This window comes from Paenibacillus sp. PAMC21692, from assembly GCF_014303795.1.
GTDB classification, from domain to species: domain Bacteria; phylum Bacillota; class Bacilli; order Paenibacillales; family Paenibacillaceae; genus Pristimantibacillus; species Pristimantibacillus agaridevorans.
In genome coordinates, this window is the sequence record NZ_CP060293.1 from 3207703 (window position 1) to 3220285 (window position 12583).

Consider the following 12583-nt stretch of genomic DNA (forward strand, 5'->3'; position numbering starts at 1 on the left):
GGAGAGGAAGTTGATCAAAGGGGAGATTAGACGAATGAGCCAGCATATTCATGTAACCGTATGGAACGAATACCGTCATGAGAAAAAAAGTGAGAAGGTAGCTTCTGTTTATCCAGAGGGCATGCATACTGCAATTGCCCAGGGCTTGGACGTGGCAGGCGAGATTACAATCGCTACATTGGACGACGAGGAACATGGTTTGACTCATGAAGTGCTGGACCGGACGGATGTGCTAATTTGGTGGGCGCACACGGCGCACGGCGAGGTGCAGGACGAAATTGTCAATAGAGTGTATGACCGCGTACTCAAGGGAATGGGACTGATTGTTTTGCATTCGGGCCATTTCTCCAAAATATTCAAAAAGCTTATGGGTACCTCCTGCGATTTGAAGTGGAGGGAAGCGGACGAGAAGGAACGAATCTGGGTTGTTAAGCCTGGCCACCCGATCGTGGAGGGAATCGGCGAATACATTGAACTTCCGCAGGAAGAGATGTATGGCGAACACTTTGATATACCGGAGCCGGACGAGCTTGTTTTAGTGAGCTGGTTCGAAGGCGGAGAAGTGTTCCGCAGCGGCTGCTGCTATACGCGCGGGGCGGGCAAGGTGTTTTACTTCCGGCCGGGGCATGAGACGTACCCGACTTACTACAACCCGCAGGTACGCAGGGTAATCTCCAATGCCGTTAAGTGGGCGGCGCCCGTGCAGCGCGACTATCCGGTCTATGGCAATGCCAAGCCGCTAGAGAGCATTAAGGGGCAATAATGACGGCGCTAAAAGTAGGCGTGGTCGGCACTGGCGGAATTTATAAGTGGGCGCATCTTCCGGGATGGTTGTCGCATAAGGAAGTTGAAATTGTCGCTTTCTGCGACTCGTTGCGCGCTTCGGCCGAAGCGGCGGCAAAGGACTTTCCCGATGCGAGGGTCTACGATGATTTCCGGGAACTCCTGGCCGATCCTTCCATTGATGTCGTCGGGATCAGCACTCCTAACTTGTATCATTCGGAGATTGCCATCGCAGCGTTGCAGAGGGGCAAGCATGTATTTTGCGAGAAACCGGATGCGGTAAATCCGGTCGAAGCGCAAAAGATGGCGGACGCCGCCAAAGCTTCGGGCAAGCTGTTGATGACGATGCGCAACAACCGATTCAGCGAGGAAGCGCAGTTCGCGAAGAGGATCATCGAGCAAGGCGAGCTCGGAGAGCTCTACACGGGGCGTTGCGGCTGGATTCGACGCCGAGGTATCCCAGGGCGCGGCGGCTGGTTCACAACAAAGGAGCTGTCCGGCGGAGGTCCGTTGATCGACCTTGGCGTGCATATGATTGATCTCGCGATATGGCTGAGCGGCAATCCTAAGCCTGTCGCGGTATCGGGTGCGACGTACCGCAAGTTCGCGGATCAGCCGGACGCGTCGGGTCAAATCCCGGAAGGTACATTCGACGTCGAAGATTTGGCCGCTGGCTTCATCCGCTTCGATAACGGGGCAACGCTTCAGATCGAATTCAGCTGGGCATCCCATATTGCGGAAGAACAGAAGTTTCTCGAGTGGAGAGGCACCAAGGGCGGTCTCAATCTCACTAATGACAAGCTGACTCTCTTTACGGAATCCGCGGGCGCTCTTATCGATCAGAAGCCGGCATTCCCGGGTTCGGCCATTCCTCAACATACGGCGAACATTCGTCACTTCGTTGAATGCGTGCTCGGCCGCGAGACGCCGATTTTTGTGCCGGAGCAAGGCGTCGATATGATCAAGATTTTATCGGCGATCTACGAATCCGCCGAACTCGGGCGGGAGATCCGGCTGTAGAGCCGGAGTTGGATACGCAATACTATAAAAAACAAGCTCAACCGGTCATCGGTTGGGCTTGTTCTGTTCGATATCCCGATAATGCTGAGGGGCAACGCCTTCAAATTTTTTAAATAAACGGCTGAAATAAAAGGGATCCGAATACCCGACTTCAAGTGAAATCTCTTGAATGCTTTTACCTGTATGGTCAAGCAGATGTTTGGCTCTTTGAATTCTAAGAAGTTGGATATAACGTGTCATCGAGATCCCTGTGTATTTTTTGAATATCTGGCATAGATACTCGTATTTGTAATCGAGCGTTCGTTCGAGGCTTTCCCCGTTAAGCTCGGATACGTAATCGTTATTTAAATGGTTGGCCAGTTTGCGAAACGTAAAATAGGAAACCGGAAAGCTGGTGTCCAAGTGGCTTTGTTCCAGAAAATCAGTTGCGATGGAGGCAATCATTTCGGAAAGGATTAATGTGCTTTGAAATCGAAAGTAACCCCGAGGATGCTTCATGGTATCCGCCAGGTCTTCGAAGCGGCTTAACAGCTTATAACATTGTTTGTTGCGGTATAGACGCGGGAGAATCAGCAGATCTTCATGACTCATTTCGACGGTCTGAAGCTCGGTACGTTCTGCATGGACAAAGTCGAGATCAGATAAGCGGTTAACATTAAAATTGTTCATTCCGGGCGTACAGGAAAATTGAGCCCAATAAAACTTCCCCTGTTTAAATTCCGAGACGATCCCCTTATGTTGCTCCCAAGGACAAAGCAACAGCGAATCCCCGGGCTGCAAGACCGTTTGGATGCCTCCAGCCTCGAGATTTACAATTCCATCAGCAACTACGATTAACTCATAATACGGATTATAATGTTGATCGAAGAATGTGGTGTTTGTACCCGCATCAAACAGATCCGCCCATCTCACGTCCAAGGTGGAAAGTCGCGACATCGAATAATACATAATGGCTCCTATCGATATATAAAGTAGAAACAACTTAGTTTTGATATGGTCACAATATGAAAGCGTTTTAATAATGAGGTTGCTTTATTATATCATACTATAGTAGGTGCTCAAAAAGTTCGGTTTTCAGTATAGAAAGCAAGATTTAAAATTCACAATTTCTCATCAAACATCTCAATCTAGTTCATGGCTTCCATCAAACCATATTCTTATAATCAAGCTAATTCGTTTACAACAATTAAAGCGGCAATGGAGGAATTGGCATGGGATTGAGTATATTGAATGAACAAGAGTATTATCGAATCGTTTATGGCGGTTGGTTGGGAAAAAATATAGGAGGTACTTTGGGGGCGCCGGTAGAGGGCGTAAAGGAGCTGTTAACTCTAACCTTTTATCCGGAATTGCCGGACGGCCCGCTCGAAAATGATGATCTTGATCTTCAACTCGTATGGCTGCATGCGCTCGAACAGTATGGTCCCGGATTAACGGCTCGAGAGCTGGGACAGGAGTGGGTGGACCATATCTTTTTTCCTTTCGATGAATATGGCTACGCATTAACCAATTTACGCAGAGGGCTTATTCCACCCGTTGCCGGCTCCTTTAATAATCCATTTACTAACTGCATGGGTTCGCCGATCCGATCAGAAATATGGGCGATGGTTGCCCCCGGATTACCGGAAGTAGCTGCGTCATATGCCTACCAGGATGCAATCGTAGACCACGCGGGAGGCGAAGGGGTATATGGGGAAATGTTTTTTGCGGCTATTGAAAGCGCCATTTTCTTCGAAAAGGACCGCGACCGACTGATCGACATCGGCATGAAGTTTATACCTCCAAATAGCCGCACCTGCAAGGCACTACAAGATTTGATTCGTTGGCATCAAGAGGGCAAGAGCTGGACGGAAACGCGTTCGCTTATTCTTGAGCATCACGGCAGCGACAATTTTACAGATGCTCCTCAAAATATTGCATTTACGATTCTTGGCTGGTTGTATGGCGAGGATTTCGAAGATTCGATATTAAAAGCAGTTAACTGCGGATATGATACCGACTGTACGGCTGCAACGCTGGGGGCTATATTGGGGATGCTGCTTGGACCGGAGGGACTCCCTGACAAATGGGTGAAGCCGGTAGGCGACCGCGTCGTTGTCAGTCCGCCGATTAACGGATTTCCAGCGCCAAAAAATTTGGATGAGTTGACTTTACGAACGATTCGTATGGGGAAACAAATTTTGGCTGCTGCTGATGCCGATATCATTGTACATCCCAATGAGCCAAGTTGCTGGAACATAAAGGATGTTGCGCTTCGAGAGGTTCAGGAGCTTTGGAAAAGGTCGGCGACATCCAATCATTACTTGCTGCCGCGGGGGACCTTGCAAAACCCTGCTCTTGAACTGATCATGGAGTATGGTGCCGAAGGACCGGCGATTGGAGCCAATCAAAAGAAAACCATACATGTTACATTAATAAATCGTTCATTGACCACGATAACAGGAAAACTTTCAATGGACTTGCCTGAGAGCTGGGCGGGACCGGATACGCTCGAAACGGTGTTGCACCCGAACCAGTCTATAGAATGGGCTGCGGACATAACGGCTCCGGCATTCGTGGGGGCCAGCCAAGAACTTGGTTTGCTCTGGACAAGGCTTCACGACAATTCGGTGTGGGCAACGGAGAAGGTGATGTTTACACTGATTGGGGCCTCATGTTGGACGGTATGGGGACCTGATAGCAACGAAGGCGTTGAAGCCATGTTCCCCGGAAATCGATTGGAGTGGGACAAGGCAATAAATACAGACGCGGATGGGTGTTACAAAGCCTCGACGACGCTTTGTATCCCGTCGGGGCGCCAGTTTAGCCTTATTGCTGCCGCAGACGGTCCTGTTTCGCTTAAGCTCAATGGGAAAATCGTGATCGACTGCCAGCATACGCTGGAATTTATGCCTGCCTATCATCGCGCTCCCAAGGAACAGCGGGCCCAGTTGACGCTTGAGGCCGGAACTTATAAAGTGGAGGTAGAGGCTATTCAGAAGGGGGCTCCCATCCAGGTGTATGTTTTGCCAGTTGCTACCGCCAATACGGCTGATCCAGGTCCGTATTATTATTACACGGATATGCTCTTCGGTTTAAGAAATGAGGATTGACGCCCACCAGCATTACTGGAAACCAGGGCGTGGGGATTATGGCTGGTTAACTCCGGAACAGGGTATTTTGTATGCGGATTATTTGCCCTCTCATCTGCATCGTACACTGCAACAACACGGCATGGATCGAACCGTCGTTGTACAGGCCGCGCCGACGATGAAAGAGACGGAATTTATGCTTTCCTTGTACGAGGAAGAGGAGTCAATTGCCGGCGTGGTCGGGTGGCTTGATCTGGATTCCGAGGAGTTTGAGCAACATTATTCGACATTCCGTGGGCATAAAGGGTTTGTTGGATTTCGTCCGATGCTGCAGGATTTGCCGGACGGCTGGATCCTCCAGCGCAGAGTCATGCGTAACTTGAGGTTAATCGCAGATGATGGTTTCCCCATCGATTTGCAGTTGAGGCCAAGACATCTGCCTGATATGCATAAGGTTCTTCAGTCCATTCCTTCGCTCCGGGCAGTGATCGATCACGCGGCAAAACCGTTTATTGCCGAGAAAGCGATAGAACCATGGAAGGAGCAGTTGTCCGAGCTGGCTCGTTTCCCTGGCATCATGTGCAAGTTGTCGGGTTTAGTTACGGAAGCGGATCAGCAACAATGGAGTCGGCTTGACTTCGTTCCTTACGTGCATCATGTTGTAGAGACATTCGGAACGGACCGAATTATGTTCGGCAGCGATTGGCCGGTCTGCTTGACGACTTGTGAATATGCAGAGGTTCTGGAGGTTTTATTGGAGTCGTTGCCATCAGGTTTGTCGGAGGCAGAATATGAGGCGATATTCGGAGGCAATGCCGCACGGTTTTATAGATTGAGTATGTGAATGAGAGATTACATTATAATCAATGACCTGTTTTAGAAAAGCTCTTGGGATCACAATCTCCCAAGAGCTTTTTCTGTACAGAATTTTACCCCATTTGATCAAAAAAATCAGCTTCGTTATTATTGCCTTCGATGGGCTGACTCCTTGTTGCTTGCCGCCAAGAACTTAGCCCGCCAACCTTAGAGGTCGGCGAGGATTGCCACGCCCCATTATGCTAACGGGCAGTTTAGTGTGGGTGGTGACGGCGAATCGTACGTCGCATTTACTTTATCGCTGGGCGAAGCTTCTGCAACGTAATTCGCCAACCCATGTCAGCCATTATCCATACCGCGTATCCGATTGCTCCACCGAGTACGTTCAAAATGAGATCGTCTACGTCGAAGGAGCCGAGTCGCGTACCTAGCTGGGTAAGTTCGATGGCAAGGCTGGCCAGCATCGTCCAGACGATGGTCGTCGAGAAACGCCGCGCCTTAGCGAAAAGGATCGGCAGCAGGAATCCAAGTGGAACGAAAAGCAGCACGTTGCCGAAGAGATTAAAGAACCAAGTATCAAAATTGTAATTCTGATAACCGTTGGCGTATAGCAGAATGCTTTGGAACGGAATTAAGTTGGGATGAGGTTGTTCCATGCTGCGTTGTATAAGTCGCGTTTCGGTCAAGAATAGTTGGTAAACAACGATCAGCGCATAAGACGTGAAGACGAACCACGACAAGGCTTGCAACCATTTTCGATACGGTGATACCACCTTGTTAATCAAGCCTCCCACAAGCTCCGATCCGCCGAAATCGGCAATAGACAACTTAATCGCATCCGCATCTTGCACACCATAGGCGACATAGCTCCTCCGCAATTGCTCCAGATGATCAAGAAACTCTTCGTACAACTCCCTCTTGGTTTCAGCCGAGGCGTTGATGTTTTGCAGTATTTGGTTTAAATACTCTTCAAAGGAATTCATGCGAAACCAGCCTTTCTGCACGATTGAATCAGTGCGTGTACTTGGTCCCAAGCGGCTAGCTTGTCAGTCAACTTCTCACGCCCGGTCTCTGTGAGCGCGTAGAATTTTCTCCGACCGCTTGCTTCGGTTTCAATCCAGTAAGAACGAAGTAGCTCCTTGTTTTCGAGCCGTTTCAGCGCGGGATAGAGCGTCCCTTGGCTCATTTGGTACGAATCCCGACTCAACTCCTTCAACTGTTGAACAATCTCGTAGCCATAAGTATCCTTGCGCGCGATTATAGAGAGCAGAAGGATATCGATACTGCCTTTCAAAATTTCTTTGTCCATACCGTTCACCTCTTATTATATTGTATAGCGACATATGTCGCTATACAAGTCTGTTGTCTGATTTGGTTTGCGAAATAAGGTCGTTACACTAACGGAAATTAGTGCACTCTCACCTTTATTGGGTGTATTATGATTGGTATATTCTATATCTCTGTCAATGGTAATCCTTTCGTGAACAGGGGAACAATGAAAAACGAGGTGTAATAAATGCAAATACGTAAGTTACATACGCACGAAATCCCACCATTTGAACTATTATTATTAGCGGATCCTTCACAGAAGCTTGTTGAGGAATATCTTCGAAGAGGACATTGTTATATCGCCTCACTGAATGCTCAAATAATAGGAGTCTATGTTTTACTGCCAACAAGACCCGATACAGTTGAATTAGTAAATGTAGCGATTGATGTAAAGAATCAAGGCAGAGGGTTCGGAAAACAGTTAGTGAAACATGCAATACAAGTTGCGAGGGAATTAGGATTCAAAACGATTGAAGTCGGTACTGGAAATTCAGGTGTTGGGCAACTTGCCCTTTATCAGAAATGCGGCTTTAGAATAACCGGAGTAGACAGAGACTTTTTTGTTAGACATTACGATGAAGAAATATTTGAAAATGGTATACAAGTTGTAGACATGATACGACTATCACAAGATTTATAATGGAACGATTGTTTTAGAACGTAAGGGGATAAAGCAGAAGCAGAAAGGATGAGCGAATATTTCTACCCGAGCCTTATTCCGAAAAATGAAAACGCCTAGTTTTATTTTCTTCGTCTCCGTTGTCTTCGTGTCCGTCTTGACTGGCTTCATGTACGAGAACCCCGAGCCGAGCGACTTTTATTATTTAATGAGCAAGGTCGGGGGCATTGTCGTTATGATCGGTTCGATAATCGTCGCTTTCAAAGCGTACTAGGCGCATGTGGATACTGCTTTTGCCGCTTTTATTGAGTAGAGGCCAGGTTCATGCACAACCTTATCCTATATCATACGTTATAGTAGTAAACAGTTTTAAAAGAAGGATGGTTTTGCTTAATGGCGGTAAAGATATGTACCGATTGTGGGGAATCAAACGCTGAAGGCTCGTTAATATGTGTTATTTGTGGTAGTTCGCTTAAAGATGCAATGATGGAAGGAACTCCAAACACTGTTAAAGATTATTCAAGAAACGCAACTCCCGCAACATGCCAGCACTGTAATGAACGATTGGTCCTAGGATCATTAACATGTAGATATTGTGGATCCGTTGTATCAAAGACGGTAAAAGGATCTCGTTATTATAGTGATCATATTTCCTCAGGGGAAAGCGGAGGATCCACACCTATGGCGACTTTTGGAAGAGGCTGCTTATGGCTCATCCTTGGTACATTAGGATTGGTACTGATCGCTGTTATTACCCAGAGTACAATTAATATTCCATGGTTCATATTTATCCCAGTCGTGATTCTTGTCTTCTGGATGGCTTCGAAGAAAGGAAAATAACCATAAGATTGGATTTCAGGGGGATGGTTTATTCCCTGCAAATCTAAACAATCATGTATTGAAAGAAGAGGAGGAAATGGAGCTTTGAAACGTGTTGTCGTTTATGATCCGGATCTCGTCAGATCCGTCAATTTGCCTGAGAAGGTAGAGGCATTTTTGCTTAAAGAAGGGCTTCCTCTTATCGAACCCGCGGATGCCGTCTTAGGCGTTCGCTTCCAATCGTTCGCGGATATGGGACTTCTGCACACTGGCGAACGCAAGCTGCTGCCCATCGGATACGAATGGGAGCCGGAGAGCGCCATTCTGGGGCTGGCTCAAGGTTCGGGGCATCTATATTCCTTCCACCCGACCTCCGGGCAATCAGGATTCGTTAACTCGGATATCCATTTGTTTCTGTTGTTCTTATCCTGCGTCCGATCGTTTACAGCAAGTCACTCCGAAGGTGATCAAGCGACAATATGGACGGCGGAGCAAATGCGTGAACGGCTGGCCGCCTTCCGCCGCGGTGAGATCGTCCCGCAACATCCGAAACGGCCGGCCTTCGACCGCAAGACGGAGTTGACCCGGATGCGGGCTTTGTTTGAGGAGAAGGACGCGGCCAGCCTGGCAAACGAAAACCGATGGTGGAGCCTCGTGCTTGAGCAACTGGAAGACGGCTTGTTATAGAACTTCGCTAAAACACTCGGTAGTCGAAAGTATTCTATATTGCAGGACAATGCTTGTGTCTAAGGGGGTTGAAAATGAAGGTCAAACGAATTGTCGCCAATATAAACACGAAGGATATCGCGGCAGCTAAAACCTTCTACCAGGATGTGCTCGGCCTTGACTTAATGATGGATCATGGTTGGATTAGAACCTATGGTTCAAACGAGGAGATGAGCATTCAAATTAGTTTCGCCACGCAAGGTGGCTCAGAAACGCCGACGCCTGAATTATCGATTGAAGTCGATAATGTCGATGCTGCATTAGAAGGCATGAAGAGAGCCGGATTTCCGATAGAATATGGGCCTGTCGACGAACCTTGGGGCGTTCGTAGATTCTTTGTTCGCGACCCATTTGGCAAGCTAATTAATATTCTTGCTCATGTACATGGGTAAACTTACGGCCAATCGTAAACGGACGCTGGTATGGCTTGCTTCATGCGCTATTGGGGGGAGAGGGCCGGCGCCTTATGCCGATCTCTGAACTGCTTGGGCGAACAATCGTTGTACCGTTGAAACAGATCGTAGAAGTGCCCAAGGTTTGAGACTCCCGCCGCTTCGGCAACTTCGGCGATGCTGACATCGCTCGTAAGCAGCTGTTGCTCGGCCTTCCTTATTCGCTTATAAGAGACGAAGTCCATAAAAGACATGCCGAACGCTTTTTTGAAAGTCTTAATAAAGTGGGTGTAGCTCATATTAAGAAGGCTGCTGACCTCTACCACGGATAGTTTGGTTCCCAGTCGTTCTTCCACATAGTCAATTGCAGGCTGCAGCCGATGAGCCAATTGGTTGTCGCTATAGTTCAGCTGCATTCGCTCATCATGCCTGAGCAGCAATAAGAGAAGATCTTTGATGCGGGAAGAAACGGCAAGCTCGTAACCAAGGTGACCTCCGTTCATTTCCTTAAAAATATCGCGGATCAGGGCGGCGGAGCGGGTGCGCGCCTCGCGGCACTCCCTGTAGATGTAGTTCAGCGCGCTAAGCGGACGAAGAACTTCCGAGAAGTGACGCATGCTGTTCAGCGTGCTCTGATCCCAATATTTGCGCAGATCAATCTGGAACACGAGGTAACTCAAATTGCCTTCCTTTGTTTGCATCGTCCTGTGCGGTTCGGAGGATCCGAAAAGGCAGATATCCCCTTTGCGCAGTACCAACCGTTCCTCTGTGCAAAATGCCGTCAGCTCACCCTTGAGGATAAGGAGAAACTCAACTTCTTCGTGGTAATGCCATTCTGCATATTGTTTTTGTCTCCAATCCTGCTCGACCTGCAATTGAACGGCTTCCGGCGTTGTATCCTTGCAATCGATTTGCCAGATTCGCATGGCGAGAAACGGATTCTGATAGACAACTTGCTCATGGCGCATCCCGGAATACATGGCTCGGACTCCTTTTGTTTTCGACTTGAATGGGACAGAATGACGTAAGGATATCGTAACATAAACCCCAAATTGGATAAAGAATATGACAGAATACCGTATAAATGAAAACAAAACGCTAATCAAACGGAGAACGCTTGTCGCGAAAATGTGACAGGCGTTCTTTGTGTATGAGGTCTGCTCGACGACTGCCGGTCGGACTAAGGCTCTCATTCAAAGAGGATTATTGGCAAGATTTGTAGAATGGTTAGTTATCGTGAGGGGGGAAGCCGCTTTGAAATTCGTTTATTCGATTCGAACCATTTTGATTGCGGGTTTTTTGGCGGTCATGCTGCCTACCCTTTTGTTCATGATGATCAACCACTTCTACTCCAGAGATATCGTTCGCGACAAGGTTACGGAGACGTACAGCAATACGCTGGATATCTTCGTCGGGCAGACGGACGACAATTTGGATGAAATTACGAATTACCTTCTTAAGATGTCCATTCTGGACGTGGATGTCGGCATGTTAATGTCGTTCCCGACAAACGACGATATGTATACGCTTACGAAGATTCGGATCGATACCAAGCTGAAGCGGGACGTCGACATCTATAATGTCATTGACAGCGTGTTCTTGTATCACGAGCAGGACATTATTATGGGCACGAACAGCGAATACAATAGTATGAAGGATATTATACAGACGCATATGGGCGAGCGCACAGCCAGTTCGGCATCCATAACGGACGACGTTAGCCGGAGATGGGAAGTTCGGTTCGATCAGAGAATGCCGGGGGGATTTTTCCTGCTTAATAGCATTGAGGTCAATGCCGGACTTCATGTCGGAGCGCTGATTCGCTTGAAGGACATTAACGAAAGTCTCCTCACCCAATGGAACGACGGTGTCATTGGCGATACGGGGATATGGCTGCGGGAAGAGGATCGTCTCAAAAAACGGCTTACGGAGAATGAACCTCCTGTAGATGCCGGGGCTACACGGATTACGGATGTTTCCTATCAGACGCTGAGCAGTAGCGATAACGGAAAGTCCTATCTCGTCATGAACCGGCCCAGCCGGGTTGTTCCCGTCGCTTATCAAGTGATTGTTCCCGAGCAGGCGCTGTTGAAGGAACTGAGCTTTTTCCGCAATGTCGCGTTATTCGCTCCGATTGGTCTGGTTCTGATTTTGTCCCTGTATTTGATTTTCATACGCAAAATGTTGTTTAAGCCGCTTCAGGAGCTGATCTTCGGGATGCGGAAAATCTCGCTGGGCATGCTGGATGTCCGCCTCAAGCGGGGCAAGACGATCGAATTCGAGTTTCTGGGCGAAACCTTTAACAAGATGGCGGAGCAGATCAAGACGCTTAAGATCGACGTGTACGAGGAGCAGCTCCGCGTCAAACAGGGGGAGCTGCGGCAGCTCCAAAGCCAGATAAACCCGCATTTTTATATGAACAGCTTAAATATTATTTATAACCTGGCCGCTCTTAACGATACGGAATCCGTAAAAAAGATGTCGCTTCATCTGGCCGACTACTTCCGATTTATTATGCGTAGCAACTCGGACACCATTACGATCCGGGAGGAGCTGTCGCATATCGGCAACTATATTACGATCCAGCAGATCCGATTTCCCGATAAGCTGGCCTGCGCCATTAAAGCGGATGAAGAAGTAACCAAACTGCCGATTCCGGCGCTTACGCTGCAGCCTTTCGTAGAGAATGCGATCATCCATGGCTTCAAGAACAGGCGGAAAACCTTCCATATTTCGATTACCGCGGCAATAGGCGAGAGAGAGGGCCAACCCGCATTGACGCTGACGGTTGCCGATAACGGTACGGGGTATGATGAGGCGGTGTTAGAACAGCTCCGACAGAAACGGTATGTACCTCAAGGCGATTCCGGTGGGCTTGGCATTATGAATGTTATCGACCGATTGTCGATTCTGTACGGAGACCGCTGTTCAATCGAATTCGGCAATAACGCCGACGGCGGCGCCGTGGTCACGATCAGCATTCCATTGCAAGGGGGAGGAGCTTAAAC

Annotated in this window: 14 protein-coding genes; 10 read left to right on the plus strand and 4 right to left on the minus strand. The window is 48.3% G+C overall.

Annotated features, from left to right (window positions below; genetic code table 11):
• Positions 1-34 precede the first annotated feature (34 nt).
• Positions 35-763, plus strand: a complete 729-nt coding sequence (locus H7F31_RS12520) for a ThuA domain-containing protein (protein ID WP_187104445.1) — start codon at positions 35-37, stop codon at positions 761-763.
• On the plus strand, positions 763-1803 hold the full coding sequence (locus H7F31_RS12525; protein ID WP_187104446.1) for a Gfo/Idh/MocA family protein: 1041 nt from the start codon (positions 763-765) through the stop codon (positions 1801-1803). Before H7F31_RS12520 ends, H7F31_RS12525 begins: the two co-directional genes overlap by 1 nt.
• 45 nt (positions 1804-1848) lie before the next feature.
• Here H7F31_RS12525 and H7F31_RS12530 read toward each other — a convergent pair whose 3' ends face one another.
• Positions 1849-2751 carry an AraC family transcriptional regulator gene (locus H7F31_RS12530; protein ID WP_187104447.1) on the minus strand — a complete coding sequence of 301 codons (903 nt, stop codon included), beginning with the start codon at positions 2749-2751 and terminating at the stop codon, positions 1849-1851.
• 263 nt (positions 2752-3014) lie between these two features.
• On the opposite strand from H7F31_RS12530, the gene H7F31_RS12535 reads away from it, so the two are divergent.
• Together H7F31_RS12535 and H7F31_RS12540 are read left to right on the plus strand one after the other, a co-directional pair.
• A complete protein-coding gene (locus H7F31_RS12535) occupies positions 3015-4895 on the plus strand; it encodes an ADP-ribosylglycohydrolase family protein (RefSeq protein WP_187104448.1) in 1881 nt (626 codons plus the stop codon).
• Positions 4885-5718 (plus strand): amidohydrolase family protein, encoded by an 834-nt coding sequence (locus H7F31_RS12540; RefSeq protein ID WP_187104449.1) that lies wholly within the window; start codon positions 4885-4887, stop codon positions 5716-5718. Before H7F31_RS12535 ends, H7F31_RS12540 begins: the two co-directional genes overlap by 11 nt.
• Before the next feature lie 262 nt (positions 5719-5980).
• Here the strand turns inward: H7F31_RS12540 and H7F31_RS12545 are convergent, their stop codons facing one another.
• A complete protein-coding gene (locus tag H7F31_RS12545; protein WP_187104450.1) occupies positions 5981-6673 on the minus strand; it encodes a VanZ family protein in 693 nt (230 codons plus the stop codon).
• A complete protein-coding gene (locus H7F31_RS12550) occupies positions 6670-6999 on the minus strand; it encodes a PadR family transcriptional regulator (RefSeq protein ID WP_187104451.1) in 330 nt (109 codons plus the stop codon). The genes H7F31_RS12545 and H7F31_RS12550 overlap by 4 nt, the downstream gene beginning before the upstream one ends.
• Before the next feature lie 207 nt (positions 7000-7206).
• Between H7F31_RS12550 and H7F31_RS12555 the strand changes: the two genes are divergently transcribed.
• From H7F31_RS12555 to H7F31_RS12575, 5 genes are all read left to right on the plus strand, one after another.
• Entirely contained in the window at positions 7207-7659 is a 453-nt protein-coding gene (locus tag H7F31_RS12555) for a GNAT family N-acetyltransferase (RefSeq protein ID WP_187104452.1), read from the plus strand.
• Between the two features lie 85 nt (positions 7660-7744).
• Positions 7745-7912, plus strand: a complete 168-nt coding sequence (locus tag H7F31_RS12560) for a DUF6199 family natural product biosynthesis protein (protein ID WP_187104453.1) — start codon at positions 7745-7747, stop codon at positions 7910-7912.
• Positions 7913-8031: 119 nt separating this feature from the next.
• Entirely contained in the window at positions 8032-8478 is a 447-nt protein-coding gene (locus H7F31_RS34580) for a double zinc ribbon domain-containing protein (RefSeq protein WP_187104454.1), read from the plus strand.
• Between the two features lie 84 nt (positions 8479-8562).
• Entirely contained in the window at positions 8563-9144 is a 582-nt protein-coding gene (locus H7F31_RS12570) for an SUKH-4 family immunity protein (protein WP_187104455.1), read from the plus strand.
• Positions 9145-9218: 74 nt separating this feature from the next.
• A complete protein-coding gene (locus H7F31_RS12575; RefSeq protein WP_187104456.1) occupies positions 9219-9575 on the plus strand; it encodes a VOC family protein in 357 nt (118 codons plus the stop codon).
• A gap of 47 nt (positions 9576-9622) precedes the next feature.
• Here H7F31_RS12575 and H7F31_RS12580 read toward each other — a convergent pair whose 3' ends face one another.
• Positions 9623-10555, minus strand: coding sequence for an AraC family transcriptional regulator (locus tag H7F31_RS12580; protein WP_187104457.1), 933 nt, complete (start codon positions 10553-10555; stop codon positions 9623-9625).
• 274 nt (positions 10556-10829) lie between these two features.
• Here H7F31_RS12580 and H7F31_RS12585 point away from each other — a divergent pair, with 274 nt between their 5' ends.
• On the plus strand, positions 10830-12581 hold the full coding sequence (locus tag H7F31_RS12585; protein WP_187104458.1) for a sensor histidine kinase: 1752 nt from the start codon (positions 10830-10832) through the stop codon (positions 12579-12581).
• The last annotated feature ends 2 nt before the right edge of the window (positions 12582-12583 follow it).